The 22,869-nt window shown below is 37.2% G+C and carries 21 protein-coding genes, 1 pseudogene and 1 riboswitch; of the genes and pseudogenes, 10 read left to right on the forward strand and 12 right to left on the reverse strand.

What is annotated here, in order from left to right; genetic code table 11:
- Positions 1-816: 816 nt before the first annotated feature.
- The 6 genes from ACOI1D_RS15820 to ACOI1D_RS15845 form a co-directional block, all read right to left on the reverse strand.
- Positions 817-1,746: a LysM peptidoglycan-binding domain-containing protein gene (locus ACOI1D_RS15820; protein ID WP_422502491.1), complete on the reverse strand. Its 930-nt coding sequence runs from the start codon at positions 1,744-1,746 to the stop codon at positions 817-819.
- A 242-nt stretch (positions 1,747-1,988) separates the two neighbouring features.
- Positions 1,989-3,392 (reverse strand): tetratricopeptide repeat protein, encoded by a 1,404-nt coding sequence (locus ACOI1D_RS15825; protein ID WP_422502493.1) that lies wholly within the window; start codon positions 3,390-3,392, stop codon positions 1,989-1,991.
- Between the two features lie 117 nt (positions 3,393-3,509).
- Positions 3,510-4,289, reverse strand: coding sequence for an energy-coupling factor transporter transmembrane component T family protein (locus ACOI1D_RS15830; RefSeq protein WP_422502495.1), 780 nt, complete (start codon positions 4,287-4,289; stop codon positions 3,510-3,512).
- Positions 4,270-5,919 (reverse strand): ABC transporter ATP-binding protein, encoded by a 1,650-nt coding sequence (locus tag ACOI1D_RS15835; protein ID WP_422502497.1) that lies wholly within the window; start codon positions 5,917-5,919, stop codon positions 4,270-4,272. Before ACOI1D_RS15835 ends, ACOI1D_RS15830 begins: the two co-directional genes overlap by 20 nt.
- Complete coding sequence (locus tag ACOI1D_RS15840) at positions 5,916-6,494, reverse strand: ECF transporter S component (RefSeq protein ID WP_422502499.1); 579 nt, start codon at positions 6,492-6,494, stop codon at positions 5,916-5,918. The genes ACOI1D_RS15835 and ACOI1D_RS15840 overlap by 4 nt, the downstream gene beginning before the upstream one ends.
- Positions 6,487-7,095, reverse strand: coding sequence for a YkoF family thiamine/hydroxymethylpyrimidine-binding protein (locus tag ACOI1D_RS15845; protein ID WP_422502502.1), 609 nt, complete (start codon positions 7,093-7,095; stop codon positions 6,487-6,489). The genes ACOI1D_RS15840 and ACOI1D_RS15845 overlap by 8 nt, the downstream gene beginning before the upstream one ends.
- Positions 7,096-7,227: 132 nt before the next feature.
- Positions 7,228-7,334, reverse strand: a riboswitch (TPP riboswitch).
- Positions 7,335-7,663: 329 nt separating this feature from the next.
- Between ACOI1D_RS15845 and ACOI1D_RS15850 the strand changes: the two genes are divergently transcribed.
- Together ACOI1D_RS15850 and ACOI1D_RS15855 are read left to right on the forward strand one after the other, a co-directional pair.
- Complete coding sequence (locus ACOI1D_RS15850) at positions 7,664-8,611, forward strand: aminoimidazole riboside kinase (RefSeq protein WP_422502503.1); 948 nt, start codon at positions 7,664-7,666, stop codon at positions 8,609-8,611.
- Between the two features lie 153 nt (positions 8,612-8,764).
- Complete coding sequence (locus ACOI1D_RS15855) at positions 8,765-9,937, forward strand: TraB/GumN family protein (RefSeq protein ID WP_422502505.1); 1,173 nt, start codon at positions 8,765-8,767, stop codon at positions 9,935-9,937.
- A 234-nt stretch (positions 9,938-10,171) separates the two neighbouring features.
- Here the strand turns inward: ACOI1D_RS15855 and ACOI1D_RS15860 are convergent, their stop codons facing one another.
- The gene (locus tag ACOI1D_RS15860; protein WP_422502507.1) at positions 10,172-10,444 is read right to left on the reverse strand and encodes a hypothetical protein; all 273 of its coding nucleotides are present in this window, start codon (positions 10,442-10,444) and stop codon (positions 10,172-10,174) included.
- A gap of 179 nt (positions 10,445-10,623) precedes the next feature.
- On the opposite strand from ACOI1D_RS15860, the gene ACOI1D_RS15865 reads away from it, so the two are divergent.
- Complete coding sequence (locus tag ACOI1D_RS15865; RefSeq protein ID WP_422502509.1) at positions 10,624-12,519, forward strand: PrkA family serine protein kinase; 1,896 nt, start codon at positions 10,624-10,626, stop codon at positions 12,517-12,519.
- A 139-nt stretch (positions 12,520-12,658) separates the two neighbouring features.
- Entirely contained in the window at positions 12,659-13,825 is a 1,167-nt protein-coding gene (gene yhbH / locus ACOI1D_RS15870) for a sporulation protein YhbH (protein ID WP_422502511.1), read from the forward strand.
- Positions 13,826-14,070: 245 nt separating this feature from the next.
- Here yhbH and ACOI1D_RS15875 read toward each other — a convergent pair whose 3' ends face one another.
- Positions 14,071-14,421 (reverse strand): hypothetical protein, encoded by a 351-nt coding sequence (locus tag ACOI1D_RS15875; protein ID WP_422502513.1) that lies wholly within the window; start codon positions 14,419-14,421, stop codon positions 14,071-14,073.
- A 164-nt stretch (positions 14,422-14,585) separates the two neighbouring features.
- On the opposite strand from ACOI1D_RS15875, the pseudogene ACOI1D_RS15880 reads away from it, so the two are divergent.
- Positions 14,586-15,398: pseudogene (locus ACOI1D_RS15880) on the forward strand (SpoVR family protein); the annotation flags it as partial.
- Between the two features lie 156 nt (positions 15,399-15,554).
- Here the strand turns inward: ACOI1D_RS15880 and ACOI1D_RS15885 are convergent.
- A complete protein-coding gene (locus ACOI1D_RS15885) occupies positions 15,555-17,405 on the reverse strand; it encodes a bifunctional diguanylate cyclase/phosphodiesterase (RefSeq protein WP_422502515.1) in 1,851 nt (616 codons plus the stop codon).
- Positions 17,406-17,776: 371 nt separating this feature from the next.
- Here ACOI1D_RS15885 and ACOI1D_RS15890 point away from each other — a divergent pair, with 371 nt between their 5' ends.
- A complete protein-coding gene (locus ACOI1D_RS15890; protein ID WP_422502517.1) occupies positions 17,777-18,694 on the forward strand; it encodes a hypothetical protein in 918 nt (305 codons plus the stop codon).
- Positions 18,695-18,722: 28 nt separating this feature from the next.
- Here ACOI1D_RS15890 and ACOI1D_RS15895 read toward each other — a convergent pair whose 3' ends face one another.
- Complete coding sequence (locus ACOI1D_RS15895) at positions 18,723-19,091, reverse strand: hypothetical protein (protein WP_422502519.1); 369 nt, start codon at positions 19,089-19,091, stop codon at positions 18,723-18,725.
- A gap of 11 nt (positions 19,092-19,102) precedes the next feature.
- Positions 19,103-20,605: a recombinase family protein gene (locus ACOI1D_RS15900; protein ID WP_422502521.1), complete on the reverse strand. Its 1,503-nt coding sequence runs from the start codon at positions 20,603-20,605 to the stop codon at positions 19,103-19,105.
- 120 nt (positions 20,606-20,725) lie between these two features.
- Between ACOI1D_RS15900 and ACOI1D_RS15905 the strand changes: the two genes are divergently transcribed.
- Complete coding sequence (locus ACOI1D_RS15905; RefSeq protein WP_422502523.1) at positions 20,726-20,956, forward strand: hypothetical protein; 231 nt, start codon at positions 20,726-20,728, stop codon at positions 20,954-20,956.
- A gap of 91 nt (positions 20,957-21,047) precedes the next feature.
- On the opposite strand, the gene ACOI1D_RS15910 is transcribed toward ACOI1D_RS15905, so the two are convergent.
- Positions 21,048-21,380, reverse strand: a complete 333-nt coding sequence (locus ACOI1D_RS15910; RefSeq protein ID WP_422502525.1) for a helix-turn-helix domain-containing protein — start codon at positions 21,378-21,380, stop codon at positions 21,048-21,050.
- A gap of 189 nt (positions 21,381-21,569) precedes the next feature.
- Between ACOI1D_RS15910 and ACOI1D_RS15915 the strand changes: the two genes are divergently transcribed.
- The 3 genes from ACOI1D_RS15915 to ACOI1D_RS15925 all read left to right on the forward strand — a co-directional run.
- On the forward strand, positions 21,570-21,707 hold the full coding sequence (locus tag ACOI1D_RS15915; RefSeq protein ID WP_422502527.1) for a hypothetical protein: 138 nt from the start codon (positions 21,570-21,572) through the stop codon (positions 21,705-21,707).
- A 41-nt stretch (positions 21,708-21,748) separates the two neighbouring features.
- On the forward strand, positions 21,749-22,264 hold the full coding sequence (locus ACOI1D_RS15920; protein ID WP_422502529.1) for a recombinase family protein: 516 nt from the start codon (positions 21,749-21,751) through the stop codon (positions 22,262-22,264).
- A 51-nt stretch (positions 22,265-22,315) separates the two neighbouring features.
- On the forward strand, positions 22,316-22,869 hold a 554-nt coding region (locus ACOI1D_RS15925), incomplete at its 3' end, for a recombinase family protein (RefSeq protein WP_422502531.1).

The following is a 22,869-nucleotide window of genomic DNA, read 5'->3' on the forward strand; positions in this document are numbered from 1 at the left end:
ATAACTATTATTTAAAATATCCAAATTAAGCTCGGTATCACTATAAAAATTATTGGTGTAAGGCAACCAATTAACAGACATCCATCAGTTATGTAATTGAAAAATGAAACAATAGGGTTTTCTGATTTTCTCTTTTTGGAGTGTTTACTACTCAATCAAATCCCACCTTTATTCTTTCACAAACCCGTAGGAGCTACCAAATCGACAACTTCTTGTTCCACCCTAGCACTCCTTTGATGAAGAAGCATATTTATATTTATTTTCGTCTTTTACTCATGAACAGTACGAAGGTGAAAAAAATAAAATATACAATTCCAATACCTAATAATACGTTAATAATCCACTCGATAATTCTCCCCCCCAATAAACCGAAGTCGTTTATACCCGTTTATTCAACAATTTACATCCCCTAAAGAATACCAAACAGAAAAGGCAGTAATGTTTTAATGACAAACCATATAATAACTAACAATATAGTTAGGTGTAGAGTAATACTTACCTTTTGTCTGTACCTTTTTTGTACTTTGGATTTAGGATTAATGAAACCCCATAGGCCTAAGTACGAGAGTGGCTAGTATTACAATTAGGTTGTAAACAGAATGCATATCCAAAAACTTAACTGCAATCACTATTGAAAGAATTACTGCATTAGTTCAATGTCCTAACACCTCAATATTAATCTCGTCTCTGTATTTATTTTAACATAAATATTCTGAAACCTTGGTTGCACTCATGCATAAAATGACCATCAAATTAGCATACAATTTGATGGTCATTTTAAATTTATATTTTAAAGGACTGTGGAAGGTAATAGAGTTATTCGAAACGCTTATAACTGTGGAAATGCTTGCTCCAATACGAGTTGTCGAGGCTCGTGACCTGTACACCACTTGAGCTCGTATGAACAAATTTGTTATTGCCGATGTAAACGCCCATATGAGAAATCCCACTTTTGTACGTTCCTTCAAAAAATACAAGGTCACCTTTTGCAGGTTGATCAACATAAAAGGATTGGTTAAAGTACCCTTGAGCGTTAGTACGTGCAAGGTCTTTTCCAGCTTGATTATACAAATAATAGATAAACCCACTGCAGTCAAACCCGCTTGGTGTGGTCCCACCCCATTGATAGGGTGTACCAGCAAGGCTTTTTCCAACACTAATTAATGTAGTGACGGAATAATCGGTTTGTACTTCGTTTTCTGTTGATTCATCAGTAGACCCTTTGGTATTTAGTGCCTGTCCTACAAAAATAGTAGAAGACGATAAATTGTTCCAGGTCATTAAATCGCTTACAGAAATGCCAAATTCATGGCTGATCCCCCATAATGAATCTCCAGCCTGTACATGGTATACCGATGAATCGTTATGTAATGTGTTTGTTCCCTCGGTACCTTCGATTGTTAAGGTCTGTCCAGGATAGATAACAGTAGAGGATAAACTATTAAGTTCCATAATCCTAGTGTAGGAAGTACCATAACGTTTTGCGATACTGCTTAAGTTGTCACCTGATTGAACAGTGTAGATTTGGTTTGAAATTGAAGCGGTTTGTAGTACTTGATTTGGATAAATGATTGTATTCGATAGTTGATTGATAGATTGTAAATCTGCAATACTTGTATTATATTTTTGAGCAATAGACCATAGAGAATCTCCATTTTGTACCGTATAGGTAGCTGCTTCAGAATGTGATGCCCATCCAGCAGTTAGTACAGCAGTTGCCGTTAATGTCATTACCATTTTTTTCATGATGTCGATCTCCTTTGATGTGGGATGACATCAGTATAGCATTCGAATCACGAAATTTTGTGACTTGTTACATAATTGTAATGAGGTAAAATGTAGCAACGCATACCAATCGCTTATGCAGTCTATGACTCGCTTAAGCCGATGAGTTTGATTATTACATAGATTCATAAAATCGTAATAATACTGGTAAAATTTGCAGTGGCCTGGTGTTCGTAAAACTCTTTCAATAAGGTTTTGCTTTCTTAGTTTGCCTTTAGTTGCGTATATAATTGTTGATAAGCTTTTGCCTCGTCAGATACCCCTTTTTGCTGGTACATTTTCATGATTCGCCAAACAGGATCAGGGTCTTGTGGTTGGAGCTCCATTTCCCAAAAGAAACATTCAAGTGCCTGGTCATATTGCTTAAATTCAGCGAAATAATCTCCTAACTCCATCATCCGATCAAGGTTATCAGACAACTTTACCATATTTGATACTTTATTTAGGCTTAATGAATGTGATGCTAGTTTTCTAATAGGGGTAAGTAAATCGTCCACTGCCTGGAGATCGTTATTAATAAAAAGCTTTTCGACAAGCAAAGCAATGGTATGTTCAGAGTCCTTTAGGCCATTAACCTTAATGAACCGTTCCAATAACGGAAGAAAGTCATTTAAGCGTGCTTCAATTATATGATGGTCGATATGTGACCAGACGCGAGTCAGTAATCCGTCATAGGAAGCGGGTAAATTGTCAATAAACGGTAACAGGCACGTAGCGGCATCTTCATACTGTTTGTCGTCTATCATTTTTTCAATGGTCTGCTGGGATTCCCGAAGAATGTGAAATGGGTTAACGTTAAAGGTAACAAGTATTTTTAGCCATTGTTTAAAAGGAATGAACTTACGTGCAATGTCAGTGTAAAACTCGATGGGGTATGCTCCCGGATTGTTGATGAATCTTTCAAGCGATAAGCAGAGCACTTCAGAATAACGTTCTTCCGATAACAGGTGATCTTCAAGCAATGTGTGAGTAGAGGGATCATGTCTGTTTTCAAAGCAGTAAAACTCAACGTAAAGTGGATCCTTTTTATAAATAGAAGATAGTGAAGAGGAAGAATAAAATTGGCTGTACGTTTTGTATTCATCTGAAACTAAGCGGTCCTGAGTAGCTAATGAAGAAGAAAACGTTGACAGTAGTTGATTGACTTGAAAGGCTTCAAGAAAGTTTCCGTTTCTTCTAAAGTGTAAAATGATTTTATCTATTACCTGGGTTAGTTTTTCTTTAGGGAAAAATGAGTCAAGAGCGGTTGCGATGTAGGCGACGTCCTTAAGCGTGTAGTGATCCTGTAAATAATTGAAGATGTTACTGGTGTTAGGTGTCTTTATTGATTTACTTGTTATTAATGCTGGAATGAGTGGATTGTTTTTTTCAAAAGATATCCCAAGATTTCTTGCTTGATCAATAAATGAACCTTTCTCAATTGTAGGCAGTAGATCGCCGTAAATAATTGAGTTGTTATAAAAAACAAGGTAAAACTGCTCAGACAGAACTGTCTCAACCTGCAATATTTTCATTTTCGCAAACAGTGTCAGGTTTACAATTGTCCCTTTATGTACCTTTTTCTTATCCTTAATAACGATTTCCTCTGATTCAATCATTTTTTCCATCATCTTACCCCCCAGATTTTATTAGAATTCTATTTATATTCTAACATAGTTAGGATGAGCTGAGTTAAAGACTATAAAAATCCTACCACGAGATAGGATGTTTATAGTTAATTCCATTTAGAGCTGACCACTATACCATTTGAAGTAACCTAGATACCAAGAAACGTATGCTGCGGATAACAAAGTAATGACCATAAGACTTAAAAAGAGCCAGTCACGCAAAGAAGTGGAAAAGCGTCGATAAAAAGTGCGCTCTTTTTCTCCAGTAAAACCTTTTGATTCCATTGCCATTGCAGTACGTTCTGCTTTTCTGATAGCACTTGCTAACAATGGTATTGAAAACCTTTTGTATTGATTCCATTTTCCACGAATTGTTTTTGCCTGATCAAAGCCGCGAACACGATGGGCAGAATGAATAATTAATAGTTCATCCTTCATCATCGGCAAAAATCGATACCCTGCCAGGACACCATAAGCAATTCTTGGTGAGAGCTTTAATTGTTGTATCAGACTTAAAATAAAGTCAACAACGTTTGTGGTAAAAATAAATAATAGTGATAATGATGCTACACTCAAAACTCGGAGCGAGAGTGCAAGCGCTGTGACAATTGATTCTTTAGGAATAGTTATTCCCAGTAATGATAATACTTCCTCTGGATGCTTAGGTGTATCAGCAAAGATAACTGTCGTCCATAGCATCCCGAATGCAATGACAGAAAAGGGTAGGAAGTATAAGCAGTATTTCTTCCAATCTATTTCTCCACCAATAAATGTTAACGTGATAGTAAAAATCATAAATAGAAGCGGTGTAATTGGATCAAATACCAACGCCAATAAAATGACTACCAACACTATCGTTAGAGCTTTTATACTTGGGTTAAGTTGATGCAGAAACATAATGGGCACCCTTTTCATAGATTTGTTGCAGCTGGACTTGAATCGGGCGTTCAAGCTGCCAGTCTCGTAATGTCTCGGTTGACTCATCCCATAGTTTAGTAGGATGACAGTCAGCAACGATATTTCCCTGATCCATGACAATTACTCGTTTGGCATAGTGGTGGACAATTTCCATATCATGCGTAATCATGACGATTGTCGTACCCTGCTCGTGTCTTTCGTATAGTAAATTCATTAACTCATTAATAGAATGAGCATCCTGTCCAAAGGTTGGCTCATCTAAAAGAAGCAGGCGTTGATCGTCCACAATCATTGCTGCGACGCTTAAGCGTCTTTTTTGGCCTTGGCTAAGAGTGTATGGATGCTCATTTTCAAGATTTAACAGTCCACACTTGTTTAGGATAATTTCAACTTTTTCTTGTACGTGCCTGGCGTCCATGCCCGTTATTTGTAAACCGAATGCGACCTCGTCATATACAGTATTCGTTACAAATTGATGCTCTGGATTTTGGAATACATACCCTATCCCGTCTCCCAGATAAGACTTTATCCCACGGATAGTACCTGTTTTTGGCTTCTGAATTCCTGCCAGAACTCTGGAAAGTGAAGTTTTGCCACTACCATTTGCACCTACAATGGCAACAAATTCACCCTCATGCAACTTAAGGGATATGTTTTTAATGATTTCATGCTTTTTTTTCATCCAGGATAGATGTTCCGCCTCTAGTAAAATGTCTGGAACATCTTGGTTGGTTGATGCTTTCTCTTCCAATTTAATCGACTGCCATTGGTCTATCTGCTCTGCAAATTCCCTGATAGTCAGCGGGATAAAATTTCCTGAATTGCCTCGTTGTAGTGCATATTGGGTAACTTTTGGCAGCCAGATACCTTGCTCTTCCAGGAGCGGTAAAAGACGATTGATACCGGTTCGAAGTGAGCCATCATAGAAGACTTCTCCAGATCTATTAAGTAAAAGACTGCGGTCAAAGAGATCCATCCAACCGTCTAATTGATGTTCAATGACTATCAGAGCAAAGTCATTTTGTTGTTTCAACTTCTGAATGGTTGCAATCAAATCTTTCGTAGCAAGAGGATCTAAATTTGCAGTTGGTTCATCCAGGATTAGTAAACTCGGTTCCATGGCCAAGATGCAGGCTAAAGCCAGCTTTTGTTTTTGACCACCAGAAAGAGATGCGATATCTGATTTCTTATAGGGTGCTAAGTTAACAAGTGAAAGTGCTTTGTCTATTTTATTTTCCATCTCATCATGTGGAACGTGTATATTTTCCAAGCCAAACGCAACCTCGTCTTCTACTGTAAGCATGCAGAACTGTGTTTCTGGATCTTGAAATACAACACCCACATGACGACTTAATTCACCAGGCTTGTATTCCGTTGATTTCTTACCATTGATCATGACATCGCCAGTCATCGTTCCATCTAATTCACGGGGGTACAAACCGTTTAAACAAAAAGTCAACGTACTTTTCCCGCATCCACTTGGACCCAGTAATAGAAGTGTTTCGCCTCTATTTAATTCAAAGCTAACTTTTGATAAGGTATCCTGATCCAACGGAGTGTCAAATCGTAAGGACAGTTGTTGTACACTTAAAATGAAATCTTTCTTCATGCTGCGCGTTTCTTTCTATGTTCTTTTCCTAAAGCGTAGCTGGACAAGACTCCTGTTTGAGCTAAACCATCGCTTAGGGCCTTTCCGAGTAATCCAGCAAGTAACGCACCGCTTATCATGCGTGCAACAAACATACCTATTACATAAGGAGTAGAAAGGGCAGCAAACCCACTTAGGAAGTAGCCATATGCAAAGCTAAATACAGCTGCACCAACACCGGAAGCCATTAACACCCATGTAGAGTAGTTTTTCCACCTGGTCATTGCAAACGCGGATTCAGCACCTAAACCTTGAATCATTCCAGAAATAATTAGCATTGGACCGACCGCGCTGCCAAGCATAACCTCAATCATAGCAGCAATGGTTTCAGACATGAATGCAGCTCCTGGTTTACGAATAATGTAAGCCGCAATAATAGATACGATAAACCAAATTCCAAATATAAGGTCATAACCAATTGGGCCAAAGAACCCTACAAGAATCTTTCCAACAGGGAGAAATGCTAAATACACAACCCCGAATACAACCGCCAGTGCCGACATGACTACAATTTCTTTAAACCGCCAATTATTCATGTTCACCCACTCCTTTAGTCGATGGACTATTTGCTGAGATTGAGACTGTCATTACGGTATGACTTGACCCACCATCCACTGTCGCATTAAAGACCTGTTCTAATCCATCAAAAATTTTGACCGATTCACCGTCCAAGCGGGTAGAATAATGTGCATGCGAAACATCTACATGCTTTTTCATCGCTTCAATCTGTTCCATAATGACATCCATGTAGTTACCACCACCCAATGGATAAAGAGAAAATTTAGCCGCAGCTGGTTGCTTGATATCACTGACCTGAGGGCTGTTTACGGGTATATCATCTTCTGCCATGTAAACATCTCCCGCAGAGTCTCCTGGACACCCTAATGAATAAGTTGCCTCAAATGCAACATGCTCACCGGTCTTTGCTGCTTGAATATAAATGGATTTCGTCACGTCAAAAACATGGGTTAACCTCCCGCGCACAGTTGTCGTAACATCATCCGTATCCATCCAAACCTTAGAAGTATCCACATTCGCAAGAGCTGCCGTAATAATCTCCACAAACCCATCACTCATCGGATGAATAGAAAAACTACACCCAGCAATACCAGAATCCGAACAATTTTGAACTACCATAATAAAAAACTCCTCCTTTTGCGGTGCCTGGCACTACTAGACAGGTGGGGCACCAAATAAATTTCTACGAACAAAAAAACTGCATCCCCGTGGAATGCAGTCTGTTAGTATGTATGAGAAAATAAAGTAATACACGCTTCGACCACACTTCCCCACGCTAGTATTATCTAGTTCGGGTGCAAAGGGTCAGAACAGAACAGTTCTTCTCAGCCGATTAATCAGCTCCCCTAGTGAAAGGTTACTATGCAGTTTTTCTACTTCTATCTTAACGAGTAAGTTTTAAATTGTAAAGAGGATAAAGAAAAGTCTGGTCTCCTCTTGTTAAAATAGGAACCCTGGCATTAGAGTTGTTTACTGTACAGGAAAGTGCTGCAATTTCCTTAATTGTTAGCATTAGTCCCCATAAGCTTTATTCACCTTGATTGTTTTTGTAAAGCATACCATAATAGTACAATACTTCTTCATAATTTTGAATGATGAAACACAGAATATAATTTATTATAAGCAACATAGCAATAGAGTCTTTTCAATTAATAATACTAGTATAACTACCAAGGAGGAAAAATAAATGAAAGACGGAGTTATTTCATTAGGAGAAGCATTAATAGACTTTATTCCAACTGATGGAACAAACGAAACCTACCATAAGCGTGCGGGTGGGGCGCCTGCCAATGTTGCAGTTGGGATAGCGAGACTGGGAGGAAAATCCACATTTCTTGGGAAAATAGGAGATGATGTATTAGGTCGCTTTTTGCAAAAAACGCTTCATGATTATGGCGTGGATGCTAAACGAGTTCAGTTTTCTGCCGAGACGCGCACAGGTGTCGTATTTGTAACGAATGCAGAAGACGGAGAAAGGAGCTTCGACTTCTACATAGATCCGAGCGCTGATCGGTTTCTCGAGGAATCGGAAATTAACGAGTCGGATTTTAACGACAATAAAATTTTACATATTGGTTCGATTTCTTTAATTAGTAGTCCAGCCAAGGAAGCCACTCACTACGCGGTTAAGCTGGCAAAACAGAATGAAATGATTGTCTCTTATGATCCTAACTTGCGCATAGGTTTGTGGGATTCGGAGCAGAATGCGCGTGAAACAATCAGCAGTATGCTGGGCCACGTTGATATATTAAAAATATCGGAAGAAGAATTGGAGTTTATTACCAGAGAAACAGGTGTGAGTAATGGGGTCGAGGCATTAAGTCAGTTTAATATACCGCTTATTCTTGTTACACTAGGAGATCAGGGTTGTTATATTTACACATTAAAAGGTTCTACGCATGTACCGGCAATGAAGGTGAAAGCTGTTGATACGACTGGGGCAGGCGATGCGTTTGTGTCCGCAATGCTGTATGCAGTAAATAAGTATGATGGGACTATAGAGGATCTTTCCCTTCAGGAAGCATCCAAGATGGCAGAATTTGCAGCTGTTTCTGGTGCTTTAGCAGCATCTGCAAAGGGTGCAATGACAGCACTTCCCAAACTAGCAGACGTGCAAAAATATTTAATCAACTAGGGAGTATAGCATTACTTAATTTGGTAGTGTGGATATGTATACAAATTTTTTTGAAAATAACTTCCGAAATACAATGAAATTTATTTCACTTTTAGCTAATCTAGTTTAATATTTTAGTTAGGCTTTGTTTAAAGTGTAGAAAGTTGGTAGTTTATGTCTAATGAAAGCAATAATATTACTAGAATACATATAGATGGTAGGGAATTTATCCTTATTGGGACAGCCCACGTATCGAAGCAGAGTGCCGAGCAGGTGAAGGAAGTTATCGAAGCGGAACGGCCAGATTCTGTTTGTATCGAGCTCGATGAACAACGCTATCAATCAATAGTTGATGGAAGTAAATGGCGGGACATGGATATTTTTAAAGTTATTAAAGAGAAAAAGGCCACCTTGCTGCTGATGAACCTTGCAATTTCATCGTTTCAAAGACGTATGGCAAAACAGCTGGGGATTAACGCTGGACAAGAAATGATTCAAGGTATTGAATCAGCAAAAGAAATAAATGCCGATCTAGTATTAGCCGACCGAAACATTCAAACGACATTTTCACGTATTTGGCGTGGAATTGGACTGAAGGGGAAGGCAATATTATTGATGCAAGTCATTGGTAGCATTTTTTCAAAGGAAACGATCACCGAAGAAGATTTGGAAAAAATGAAGTCCCAGGACATGCTGAACTCCATGTTAGATGACATGACAGCGCATTTCCCAAAATTAAAAGTACCTCTAATTGATGAGCGTGATCAGTATTTATCACAGAAAATTAAAGATGCACCAGGTAATAAAGTTGTTGCAGTTCTGGGAGCCGCACACGTTCCAGGAATTAAAGAGGAAATTAAAAAGGAACACGACTTGGAAAAACTATCTGAGATACCTCCCAAATCCAAGATTCCTAAAATTTTGGCTTGGGCGATTCCAATTATTCTCATTGGTATTATTATCTATACGTTTATGGCAAACCCTGATGCAGCACTCCAACAGACACTTAGCTGGATACTCTGGAATGGATCTCTATCAGCAATTGGAACTGCAATTGCCTTTGGACATCCACTTACTGTTCTAACAGCCTTTGTAGCTGCTCCAATCACATCTTTGGATCCAATTACTGCTGCAGGTTGGTTTGCAGGGTTTGTTCAAGCATATTTCGTCCGACCTAATGTACGTGATTTTGAAAATCTTACAGATGATGTTTATACCTTGAAGGGCTTTTGGAATAATAAAGTTACCCGAATCCTACTCGTTGTCGTGTTAGCAAATTTAGGAAGCTCGCTCGGCACTTTCATCGGTGGAGCTGACGTGATCCGTTTGTTTATCGAAAACCTGTAATGGAAGTGGTGACAGATCTATGCACCTGATTGCTGTACAGCCATATATAAAAGTTCAAAGAGAAATTAACACCATCGAGAAATACAGCCAGGAGCGGAATATATATTTGTACAATGAGAAGTTAGTTACGCGTCATCGGGAATTTCCAATAAAAGAAGTGCTTGATCTTTCGTATCGAACATTTGGTGACGAAGGTGGACTCCTCTATATTCATACAATTGGAGGTATTTACTCTTATACCGTGGAGGAATCACCCCAGAAATTTATTAATGCATTTAAGCATATGTAAAAAAGCGAGGCGCCCGCAAAGTTGATCGGCGCCAGGCCGAAGTTGAGCGAGAATCCCGCAAAGTTGATCGACACCGGGCCAAAGTTGAGCGAGAACCCCGTGAAGTTGATCGACACCGAGCCAAAGTTGAGCGAAGAGCCCAAGAAGTTGATCGACACCGGCCCAAAGTCGAGCGAGAATCCCGTAAAGTCGAGCGACATCACCACAAAGTCGCGCAACGCGAAAACAATAAAAGCTGAATGGTATTTTCCATACTGTTCGGCTTTTTTTTGCCTAAATTTCTAGGCGTGTGTCCTGTGTATGCATATTCATTAAAATTAAAGAAAAAACTTGTCGGTATCATGACGTGTACCCATGCATACGATATATAAACCCTGACATAGATGGAGGGATTATTATGGATATTTTAAATAAGGTGAAGAGCTACAGGGAAGAAGAAAGACAGCTCATGTGGGAAGGAACATTTGCAGAGTATCTAGAAATTGTGAAGCAGAGGCCTGAAGTTGCTCAAACAGCCCATTCACGCGTTTATAATATGATTAAAAGTTCTGGTTTAACCGAGAGAGATGGCAAAAGAATGTACCACTTTTTTGGTGAAGGAATTTTCGGACTCGAGGATGCGATTGAACGACTTGTCGAAGAATATTTTCACCCTGCTGCAAAGCGGCTTGATGTTCGGAAACGAATATTATTGCTAATGGGACCTGTTAGTGGTGGGAAATCGACTATCGTGACAATGCTGAAGCGTGGAATCGAACAATATTCCAGAACAGATGAGGGTGCGGTATATGCCATTAAAGGTTGCCCAATGCATGAAGATCCCCTTCATTTTATCCCGAATCATTTACGGGAGGATTTCTTTGAAGAATATGGGATTCGTATTGAGGGTAGTTTATCACCTCTTAACACAATGCGGCTTGAACAGGAGTATGATGGCCGGATGGAAGATGTGAAGGTTGAGCGGATCTTTTTCTCAGAGGATAAACGTGTTGGAATCGGGACGTTCAGTCCTTCAGATCCAAAGTCTCAGGATATTGCTGATTTAACTGGAAGCATCGATTTCTCGACTATTTCCGAATATGGATCAGAATCAGACCCCCGCGCATATCGATTTGACGGGGAATTAAACAAAGCAAACCGAGGAATGATGGAATTCCAGGAAATTTTAAAATGTGACGAGAAATTTTTATGGCACTTGTTGTCACTGACACAGGAAGGAAATTTCAAAGCTGGTAGATTTGCTCTTATCAGCGCCGATGAATTGATCATTGCTCATACCAACGAAGCTGAGTACCGTTCCTTTATTGCGAATAAAAAGAACGAAGCGCTGCATTCACGTATTATTGTTATGCCAATACCGTATAACCTGCGCGTGAGCCAGGAGGAACGGATTTATGAAAAAATGATTAATGAAAGTGATATGGCACATGTTCATATTGCGCCACATGCACTACGGGTTGCTGCAATATTCTCCATTCTTACCAGACTTAAAGCATCGAAAAAACAAGGGGTAGATCTGGTAAAGAAAATGCGTCTTTATGATGGAGAAAGTGTAGAAGGCTTTAATCAAGTCGATGTGGAAGAGTTAAGAAAAGAGTACGCAGATGAAGGCATGAACGGGGTTGACCCAAGGTATGTAATCAACCGTATTTCTTCTACAATCATACGGAAGGAAGTACCAGCAATCAATGCACTTGATGTTTTACGGTCATTAAAAGATGGACTTGAGCAGCATGCGTCTATTTCTGAGGAAGACAGAGAGGACTTTATGAACTATATTGCTGTTGCCCGAAAAGAATATGATGAAATTGCTAAAAAAGAAGTACAAAAAGCGTTTGTCTACTCATATGAAGAGTCTGCCAAAACGTTAATGAACAATTATCTGGATAATGTGGAAGCCTATTGTAATAAAAATAGATTACGAGACCCGCTGACAGGAGAGGAAATGAATCCTGATGAAAAGCTAATGCGTTCAATCGAGGAGCAAATTGGTATTTCAGAAAATGCGAAGAAAGCTTTTCGAGAAGAAATTCTTATTCGGATTTCCGCCTATGCAAGGAAAGGTAAGCGTTTTGATTATACGTCACATGAACGCTTGCGCGAGGCGATACAGAAGAAACTGTTTGCAGACTTAAAGGATGTTGTCAAAATTACCACCTCATCAAAAACGCCGGATGAATCACAATTGAAGAAGGTTAACGAAGTGATTGCTCGATTAATTGATGAATATGGCTATAACTCTATTTCAGCAAATGAATTACTGCAGTACGTAGGAAGTCTGCTTAATCGATAATTAGACGATAATCAGGAACAAATAACAAGACTGACAGTTATTTAGTCTTGTTATTTTTTTACCCAAAATCAGCGATCAGGTGTAACAACTTGTTTGTGTTTTCCATACGATAAACAAACCATAGATAGGAGTGGATTCGATGCATGATGAGAATAAGAGCAATTCCGTCGTCTCCAAGGAAAACTGGTCCCTCCATCGCAAAGGCTTACAAGATCAACGACGTCATATGGATAAAGTGAAAGACGCCATTAGGAATAATTTACCGGATCTCGTTAGTGAAGAAAGAATCATTATGTCAAATGGTCGCGATGTTATCAAAATTCCAATTCGTTCCTTAGACGAATATAAGATCCGCTACAATTATGATAAATCAAAGCATGTTGGTCAAGGTGATGGTGACAGTGAGGTTGGTGATGTTGTCGCACGTGAACCAGGTGATGGAAAACCTGGGAGACCTGGAAAAGGACAGCAGGCAGGGGATAAACCAGGCTCGGATTATTACGAAGCTGAGGTATCATTAGCTGAATTAGAGGAGGCACTTTTCAAAGAGCTTGAACTACCAAACTTAAAGCAAAAAGAACAAGCTGAGATAGAAAATGAAGAGGTTGAATTTAATGATGTCCGGAAAAAAGGATTAATGGGAAATGTAGATAAAAAACGAACAATTCTAACCGCATTAAAACGAAATACCAGAGAAGGAAAACCAGGGATAACACCCATTTATAATGACGACCTCCGCTTTAAAACGTGGAACGATGTCACCAAGCCTGAATCAAAGGCAGTAGTACTCGCTATGATGGATACGAGTGGATCAATGGGTACTTTTGAAAAGTATATGGCACGAAGCTTTTTCTTCTGGATGACTAAATTCCTTCATTCTAAGTACGAGACTGTTGAGATTGAATTCATAGCGCATCATACAGAAGCAAAGGTTGTAACAGAGGAAGCATTTTTTTCTAAAGGTGAAAGTGGAGGAACAATTTGTTCGTCAGCTTATACAAAGGCACTTGAGCTAATTGATGAAAAGTATCAGCCATCCCGCTACAATATTTACCCGTTTCATATTTCCGATGGCGATAATATTTCCTCTGACAATGCAAAATGTATTAAATTGGTAAATGAGATCATGGACGTTTCCAATATGTTTGGATATGGAGAAGTCAATGAACGTAACCGCCACACCACATTAATGAACGCATTTAAAAGTTTTGATAATCCGAAGTTCCGTCATTATATTATGAAAGAACACCGCGATGTGTACCATGCATTGAAAAGTTTCTTCAGACAAGAAGAAGTACCGGTGTGAAAAACACAAAGAAAATGGCGCCCGCTGATAAAGGGTGCCATTTTTAAAAAGACAAAAATTTGGCTTTGTTAAGCTTACATACAGTAACAGCCACGTCCAGCTCCAGCGCCCAGAGACTAGCGATACTTCCCTCACCTTCGTACGATAAGTCAACATCGGCTTCCTTCGGTCGCCGTGTTTCCTTTATCTCCTACGGCTCAGTCCAGTCCGTACGTCTCTTCCCAGGCGCCTGCGCTTTTGTTCTTCTACGTGTTATCAATTTCGATTGTGTAAGTACCTCGATCTGTTTTGAGAGTAAACCGTGACCCATCAAATTGATAGTGGGTTGAATCCTCGAGAGGGATTTCATACGTTAAAGAAGGGAGTGGTACGAATTCGTGACCTTCATTTTCAATCTTTCCCAACCCGTTTAATTGCAATGCATGTGTCGCCTTATAATCATCTATCGTTTGCGTATCGTTGGAGTAGGAAATACTTTCAAGCTCAATTAATGCTTCATCATTATCGCCAATTTCCTGTTTTAATACTTTAATATTTTTACCAGCCCATTTCTTAAGCAACTCATTAAATTCCTCGACAGATAATAACTGTTCCATGGTAATCACCTCTAAGTTTATCGTTTCCTTGATCAGCAAAAAAATACAGTGAATCGGAGCAATAACAGAGGTGTTTTATGTGATTTTTGTATATCTCTTGTTCATTATTGGCACGTATTTTCATAAGCTATAAAAAGACACTTGGAGGGATAAAGTTGACACAAATGAAGGAGCTTCAACATTCAATTGATGAAATTACGGAGATTGCATCTGGATTTGGACTTGATTTTTATCCAATGCGATACGAAATTTGCCCCGCGGATATAATTTATACATTTGGCGCATATGGGATGCCAACCCGGTTCACCCACTGGAGTTTCGGAAAACAATTTCATAAAATGAAGCTGCAATATGACCTTGGGCTAAGCCAAATATATGAGCTTGTCATAAATTCAAACCCCTGCTATGCATTTTTACTCGATACAAACAGCCTGATTCAGAATAAGTTAATTATTGCCCACGTTCTCGCCCACTGCGATTTTTTCAAAAATAATGTTCGTTTTTCCAATACAAGACGAGATATGGTTGAGAGTATGACCGCCACGGCCGAAAGAATTGCTGACTATGAGATGATACATGGCAAGGATGAGGTTGAAAAATTCCTAGATGCGGTTTTATCAATTCAGGAACATATCGATCCATCAATTGTAAGGCCCAAGTTAAATGTAAACGACGTTCAAGCGGATGAAGAGAAAGAATTATCCCGGGTCATAACACCCTATGATGATCTATGGAATTTGGATCAGAAGGAAGAAACAGACAAGGTCGATCGAATTAAGCAGAGAAAAAAATTCCCCCTAAAGCCGGAGAAGGATCTTCTGCTATTTATCGAGGAAAACAGTCGAGAACTCGAAGAATGGCAGCGCGATATTTTAACTATGATGCGCGAAGAAATGCTTTATTTCTGGCCACAGCTAGAGACGAAAATCATGAACGAAGGCTGGGCTTCGTATCGCAGAGGTGTTTTTTTAAAGCAAAAAATAAATATAAAAAAAGCACCGCATTACGGAGCCAATTAAATATACATATTTGGTTATTTAACTTTTTTATCAAGTTTAGGTTTTGTGATAGGTAACTTCAATTTTTAAAGAGATAGTTGAACCTAGATGGATTTTAACTGTTAAATTTATAGGCTAATCCATTAGTAATTTTAATTGTTGGTTTTTCAATAATTTACTGATTTTCTCTTTTTTCAATGGTCTATTATAATAATAACCTTGTCCATAACGACAACCATTTTCAACTAAAAACATAACTTGGCTCTCATTTTCTATACCTTCTGCAACTACACCAAAATTTAAATTATTTCCCATCTCAATTATAGTCTTTACCAGTGAAGTCGTTTTTGGATTCATATTAATCTCATTTATAAATGATTTATCTATTTTTATTGTATCAATAGCTAAAGTACCTAAAACACTTAAAGAGGAATATCCAGTTCCAAAATCATCGATAGCTACTTTAATACCAATATTTTTTAATTCTTTAATAATTGAATTAGTATGAGTTATGTTTAGCATGTTACTTTCCGTTATTTCTAGGCATAGATAATTTGGAGATAGTTGGCTTTCGCTTATTAATTCTTTAACTGACTCAACAAACCTATTGTCTTCGAACTGTATACTCGAAACGTTTACAGCCATTTCAATTAATATACCTGATTCTTGCCACAATTTATTTTGTTTACAAGCCTCTTGTATCACCCATTTTCCAACTGGAATAATTACCCCAATTTCTTCAGCAACAGGGATAAATTCAATAGGAGAAATTTGCCCTAGTTCAGGGTGATTCCAACGAAGTAAACCTTCAACTCCATATATTTTTCCTGTTATTAAATCAACTTTAGGTTGATAATTTAACTCAAACTCCTTATTATTTAGAGCTTGTTTTAATCCACGTTCTATTTTCACTTTTCTATCAATCTTATCTTGGTCCTCGTGGATATAAAATTGATATTTGTTTTTTCCGAGTTTTTTAGCTAAGTACATTGCTGTATCAGCGCTCTTAGTAAGTTCATCGATATTCTGTCCATCTTTTGGATAGGAACTAATTCCAATACTTGGAGAGATAAACACATGTTCACCATTTAGAGAAAAAGAATTATTAAATGATTGTAGTATTTGTCGCGCAATTTCAGCTGCTTCAGGTTGCTCTATGCCTTCTAACAATATAATGAATTCATCTCCACCTTGTCGTGCAACGATATCTCCTTCACGAACGATTTCAACTAATCTTTTACCGACTTGTATAAGCAACTTGTCCCCATTAAAGTGCCCCATTGTATCATTAACAAATTTAAATCTGTCAAGGTCCATGAACATTATAGCTAGTTTTTGGTTTGTATGTTTGCTTCGATCCAAAGCATTTTGAAGAGAGAGATTAAAATTAATACGATTCGGTAAACTCGTTAAATTATCATTATAAGCTAAATACTCAATCTTGTTCTGATTATGGATTTGTTCTGAAACGTCTAAAGTTATCCCATAAAGTTTAGATATGTTACCCTGTTCATCAAAAATAGGGGTTCCCCGTAGTTCTACCCATCTGACTTGGTCATCTTTATGGATTACACGAAACTGACATGAGCTTTGTTTTCCAGATAGTAATTTTGAATAAAAAATATCAGCTATATTACGATCATCTTTATGGATAGAATTTAACCATAAATCATAATCATCATAAATCTCCTCAGCAGTTATCCCATAAATCTTTTCAATACCTTTTGACACCGTAATACGTTTCCTTATCGTATCATTAACCCAAATTGTAGCATCTAAATTATCTACCATTTGCTTAGATTCATTTTGGATACGATTAGACCTATCTATCAGTCTCCCAACCCACCAAGATATTGGAATACAGACGAGTACGGCTATGAGATCACTTATTTCAAGCGAATTTTTAAAAAACCTGTACATATTAACCCCAACTAAAATAGATATCGTAAGTAATATTGTTATTATCCGTCCAGTATACTTCTTCATACTTTTATCCCTCTTCACACCACTAAGCACAAGTGATTTTTAAGTGGTGTTTTATAATTTTATGTGACCACTCAGTATTTTTATAGTACAATATACCTGCTAATCATACAACATAAATTATCCACTCTTCACATTCCTTTATCCACTCAGTTTTGTAGGAAATCTTTGCTGTAGACACTACTACGCATCCCTTCATTAATCTATGTATCCTCTTAAATCTCAAAAAACAAGTCACTTCGCTTGAGAATTATGCTTGAAAAAATTAGATTCAATCCTCTATATTAGTTAATTTTAACACTTAAATAGATGTTCTTTTTCTCTATCCCTCTCATATAGTTACAGTAGTAATATTACAAAAGGGGGCGACTAATATGAAAGAATACAGTCTTGACGAAGTCCTAGGATTTTTCGAAGAATATTATATAACTCAATCACAACAAATGGTTAGTAGGTGGATTCGTCATGGGAAATTAAATGCAACAAGAAGTGATTATCGTAAAGATGGTTATAGAGTTTCGGAGGAAGATCTATTCGAATTTATTGAGGAGCAACGACCCGGTCTACGTAAAATATATGATATTTATAAAGATCACATAAAACAACTTAGGTCTCAACGAATTGAACAGGAGACTCGACCACAGTTATCTGAAGCAACTCAAGTTAATGAAATTAAATCTGAAGAAGAAATTCATGAAATGGAAATTAATCAGTTTAAGGATGAGGTAATTAATTTAGAAAGTAAGATTACTGATTTAGAGTATGATAAACAATTGAATAATGAGAAAATGCTTGAAATTTTGGAACAGAATAGCTCGTTGGAAGAGGAAGTCAACACCTTAACTGAGGATAAAAATACGTATATTCAACTGAACAAAAAATTGAATGAGGAAAATAAACAATTAAAAGATGCTGCTCCTACTATGACTAAGTCAGATGAGAAAAATGGAAAGTCGAAAAACACGACTGATCGTGCCAGAGCGAAAATAAATTCTACTTTAACCCTTGATGAATTTAAAAAAGCAGGAAAAAAAGTAATATCAACCCAGATTGATAAATTTAGCGAGAAAGAATTAGATGAACATTTAATAAATGCTTATAATATTGTAAGTGATGAAAGCAGTAATATAAAGAAAGAACTTTTAATAAAAGACGGATCTTTTAAATCTCCTTATATAGATAAGCCCTACAAGCAGCAAAAAAGATTTGTAACTCATGTCATTGAACACTATTTTAAAAATCTAGATGTTAAAAAAGAGAGCACAGAAGAAAAGGCAGTGGCGAACGAATAAATCGTTCACCACTGCCTTTTTGTTTTAATCAATGTTCATAAAACCAAACAAACCTCTCTCCTTTAAAATAGGAGAGGTTTTGAAAGTATTGGTTGCCAGGAGTATGATCGGTTCCATAATAGGATTGATAGTAAGGTAGTAAATGCTGCAATTTATCCTCACTTTTAATCCATGGTTTGAAGTATTTAACTGGAACAGGAAAGGCATTTTGATACGTTATGGTACCATTAGTTACATTATAATAAAATTCAAAGGGCTCGTCCAAAGGTAATTTGCTAATGCTTTCTTTATAAAAAATCACCCCTTTATTCTTATTGCTAATTAAATCAGCCTTAAGTTTTAAGGTGTTATCATGACAATTAGTTTTCATCATTTCTAATAAGGTTATTGATTCCAAGATGTTCACTCCTATGATGGTATCGATAAGACAACTTCGATATTTTTTTCTTCATATAAAACAACTTTTTCTACAAGTGTTTGAATTAACGATTTTGCTTCAACGACTGGTATGGTATCAATTGCATCTATTACGGAACCAATTTTCTGGTTCAATTTCTCTTCAAGCGCTGATATATCTACGTAAGTTGTAGTCTCCTGGCTTTCTGCTTCCTCTAAGATCTTTTCCATTTTTTCTTTTTCATTTTTTAAATCATCAATCTCAATTAGACCAGCAGTATAGGCTTCTACTTTTCGATTATAGCGATTTTTAGCATTGTGAATCTGCTTTGTTATTTCGGATTGTTGGTCTTCCTGTACTTGATCGGCTAGCCTAAGTACATATGACTCATCAAAGGACTCTGAAAGTTGCAGGAGACCTTGCTTAAACCAATCCTCAACATCTTGTGCAGGATAATATTTACTAGTGCATGTGCCTTTATTTTTATTAGCAGAACACCGGTAAACGCGTCGCCTGTTAGTCTGAGGTCCATGCCAACTTATGCTCATACCAGCCCCACACCGACCACATTTTAGGAATCCCCCTAATAAGTGTGGGCTTGTTTTTGAACGAGGATGTGATTTTTTCTGTTTTGTTATTTTGTTTTGAGCAGCATCCCATGTAATTTCCTCAATTATCGAAGGATGAGCATTATCTACTGTGACCCATTTTTCTTTGTCCTTCTCAACTGTTTTCTTCTTGCTTCTGTCAACCTTGCCGTTAACTATGCTTTTAGCACTCCTGTCAACCCGATTCCATACAAGGGTTCCTTTATATGCTGGGTTCATAAGCATTAACTTGATGGAACGGATAGACCACTGTTTTTTTTGCTTGGAAGGAACCCCCTCTTCATTTAGCTTCTTCGCAATACTGTAGAATCCCCATCCTTTATTTATGTAATAATCAAATACTCTTTTTACGACCTTTGCTTCTATTTCATTTATTACTAGTTTCTTATCAATTAGCTCATAGCCATATGGACTTTGAGTCATCCACTTCCCTTGACTTACACCATGTAGCATGTTTTCAATTACACGTTCACGAATGCGTTCCCTTTCGAACTCCGCTACAGCACCAAGAACTTGAAGCGTTAACCTACCGGATGATGTATTTGTATCAAATGATTCGCCAATAGAAACGAACGATACCTCCAGACCCTGGCATAATTCAATTATATCGAGTAGATCTTTTAGGTACCTGCTCATTCGGTCGAGTTTAGTTACTAATACCTTTGAAATATTCTCTTTTTCAACTTCAGCAATTAGTTTCATGAGTTGAGGGCGTTCTAAATTTTTGGCAGAGTATCCGTCATCGACAAATAATAATGGCATATCACTCCAACCCATAGCCTTACAATATGCTTTTAAACGTACTTGTTGATCCCCTAATGAAATACCCTCTCTAGCTTGTTCATCCGTAGATACACGGCAATAAAGCGCTATTGATTTTGCATTATCAGATGTTTGATCGCTCATAATTTGCCTCCATACCTGTTTGTCCATATATATGTATAAACCGAGTAAATCATGAAATTTATAAAAGAAAGGTTATCCAACCTGCCACCTTGCATAAACATGAAATAAGGGGGAGGTTGGATGGAAGAATTAACTATAAGTTTTCGGTTTAACGATATTATTTTTAATGAAATCTCCGACTTAAACGAAGAAAATAAAGAAAAAGTACAGCACGCCTATCAAATTTGGGAAAAGGAAACTAGGCATCATTCAGCTATTCATTCCTTAAATAAAGAGTTGAATTTTGACTCAAGTAAAATTGTTAATGTTTCTGTTGAAACAAAGAAAGAGAGTCCAACCATTACTGGTTAGACTCTCCATTTTTTATATGGATATTCATTATAATAAATAAATTGTTCATCTAAATGAATAAAATGTTAAATAATGGTTAACATACTAACATCTAGTTCTTTTTCAAGAGAAGTTCAATTCCGTTTTCAAGTGTTGTTAGAAGATAATCGACTCCTTCAGGATCAACTTGTTGGAGCTTACTCAGTTGTTGCCTTGAATGATTAATTCTTAGATCTAACTCATCCGTTGCTTGAGATTCAATGGGTAACAAATAAAATTCGTTTTGTAACCTTTCCAGAAGTGATAATTGGATTGTATCCGTCTTCCCTGTTTCTAAATTGCTAAGGTATCCCGGTGACACGTCCAGCTTTTCAGCAAATGAATTTAAGCCTATTCCTTTGTTGGTACGTAACGTGCGAATTCGTTTTCCGATATTTTGCAGCATGATGTACCTCCATTACTTTTTGATAGTTCAACTTTATAAAAATATGGATGTGATTGGTCTGATTAAAATCTTTATATCTTTAATTCGTTATAGCTAAAGGAAAATCCTGCAAATTCAGATTTAAAATGGGTGTTTTGATTATCTGCAAGATCCTAAAATATGTTTATCCAGAAAGGATTGAGTTAGTTAATGAAATTTAAAAAGGTAAAAAATATACGAATAACGAGTGTTAAGTATGTGTCTAGCGGGGAGTTTTCTAATGAATGGTTTGAGATGTATACAGATTTGATTAAAGAAGAATTGTTACATTATGCTTCTAAACAGTAATCCAACAGTCATATGTTGGACTAGATAGGAGGGATGTGTTTTTGAAAACAGTAGCGTATTTACGTTCATCATCAGATCTTCAAGAAAATTCTATTGATACCCAAAAGTATTATGCTGATGAATGTGCTCAAAAAGGGAACTTGAGAATTACAACTTACTATAAGGACGAAAGTGTTTCTGCAAGAAAAACACAAATTAGCGAGCGTCCTGATCTAAGTAAATTAATTAGTGAAATTGAATCAGGTGTAATTGAAAATTTAATTGTATACAAACGTGACCGTCTCGCGAGAAATGTCCATCAATATTTACAAGCATACGAAATAATAAGAACTAATGGTGTAAATGTTTACTTCTCCGCACCAAACGAAATTCCTTTACAATTCAGCCCTGCAGGTGAGTTTTTCGAGGTGATTATGGCAGGGTTTAATGAGCGTGAAGGTAATACAATTGCCGAAAGGATTAGGGAAACGAAATATAGCATGGCAAAAAAAGGGCTTATTCCAAGTGGTAGACCTACATTTGGTTACAAAGCAAGTGAAAAGGAGAAAGGAAAGTGACAAAAAGTCCCTGAACAGAAAAAGCTAATTATTCAGGTCTTTGATGAATTTTTGGCAAGAGATTATCAGAGTGTTTCCGAATTTGAACGGTATTTAAACGATAATGGAATAGTTAAAGTAGTTAAGGGTGAAAAAAAAGACTGGAAAAATGTCAAAAAACTGTTGCAAAACCAAAATTATATTGGAATTAAAGAACACACGCTGGATGAAGAAATAATTCTAATTGAACACGCTAATATAAGAATTATTTCTGATAAGAAATGGAAAAAAGTTCAGGAGAAGCTAAAGCTACATGAAAGAAAAAAATATGGCAAGCGGCAGGTCATTACTAACTATAAAAATCGAGCATTTTGCAAGCATTGTCACGAAAACCTTGAAATAGCAGTCAAACAAAGTAAAGGTGTGAAGTATCATGTATATCGCTGTAGTAAGCACAAAGATAACTTAATTGGCGTGGAACAACTGCATAAAAAAATTTGGTCAGAAGTCCTTGCTAGAATTAAACAGTGGCATGAAGAAACTTTTTACGATGTTATAAAAAGACAGGTAGAAGAATCGGTGAAAAATTTTAATAATAAAATTCAAAAATTAAAAGTGGATATTAA

Source organism: Virgibacillus sp. DJP39 (assembly GCF_049310925.1).
Taxonomy (GTDB): Bacteria; Bacillota; Bacilli; order Bacillales; family Amphibacillaceae; genus Virgibacillus_F.

Bases quoted from the DNA above. Each gene is read 5' to 3' on its own strand.
- ACOI1D_RS15820 (WP_422502491.1), bottom strand. From the start codon at position 1,746: ATGAAAAAAATGGTAATGACATTAACGGCAACTGCTGTACTAACTGCT.
- ACOI1D_RS15825 (WP_422502493.1), bottom strand. From the start codon at position 3,392: ATGGAAAAAATGATTGAATCAGAGGAAATCGTTATTAAGGATAAGAAA.
- ACOI1D_RS15830 (WP_422502495.1), bottom strand. From the start codon at position 4,289: ATGTTTCTGCATCAACTTAACCCAAGTATAAAAGCTCTAACGATAGTG.
- ACOI1D_RS15835 (WP_422502497.1), bottom strand. From the start codon at position 5,919: ATGAAGAAAGATTTCATTTTAAGTGTACAACAACTGTCCTTACGATTT.
- ACOI1D_RS15840 (WP_422502499.1), bottom strand. From the start codon at position 6,494: ATGAATAATTGGCGGTTTAAAGAAATTGTAGTCATGTCGGCACTGGCG.
- ACOI1D_RS15845 (WP_422502502.1), bottom strand. From the start codon at position 7,095: ATGGTAGTTCAAAATTGTTCGGATTCTGGTATTGCTGGGTGTAGTTTT.
- ACOI1D_RS15850 (WP_422502503.1), top strand. From the start codon at position 7,664: ATGAAAGACGGAGTTATTTCATTAGGAGAAGCATTAATAGACTTTATT.
- ACOI1D_RS15855 (WP_422502505.1), top strand. From the start codon at position 8,765: ATGTCTAATGAAAGCAATAATATTACTAGAATACATATAGATGGTAGG.
- ACOI1D_RS15865 (WP_422502509.1), top strand. From the start codon at position 10,624: ATGGATATTTTAAATAAGGTGAAGAGCTACAGGGAAGAAGAAAGACAG.
- yhbH (WP_422502511.1), top strand. From the start codon at position 12,659: ATGCATGATGAGAATAAGAGCAATTCCGTCGTCTCCAAGGAAAACTGG.
- ACOI1D_RS15875 (WP_422502513.1), bottom strand. From the start codon at position 14,421: ATGGAACAGTTATTATCTGTCGAGGAATTTAATGAGTTGCTTAAGAAA.
- ACOI1D_RS15885 (WP_422502515.1), bottom strand. From the start codon at position 17,405: ATGAAGAAGTATACTGGACGGATAATAACAATATTACTTACGATATCT.
- ACOI1D_RS15890 (WP_422502517.1), top strand. From the start codon at position 17,777: ATGAAAGAATACAGTCTTGACGAAGTCCTAGGATTTTTCGAAGAATAT.
- ACOI1D_RS15900 (WP_422502521.1), bottom strand. From the start codon at position 20,605: ATGAGCGATCAAACATCTGATAATGCAAAATCAATAGCGCTTTATTGC.
- ACOI1D_RS15905 (WP_422502523.1), top strand. From the start codon at position 20,726: ATGGAAGAATTAACTATAAGTTTTCGGTTTAACGATATTATTTTTAAT.
- ACOI1D_RS15910 (WP_422502525.1), bottom strand. From the start codon at position 21,380: ATGCTGCAAAATATCGGAAAACGAATTCGCACGTTACGTACCAACAAA.
- ACOI1D_RS15915 (WP_422502527.1), top strand. From the start codon at position 21,570: ATGAAATTTAAAAAGGTAAAAAATATACGAATAACGAGTGTTAAGTAT.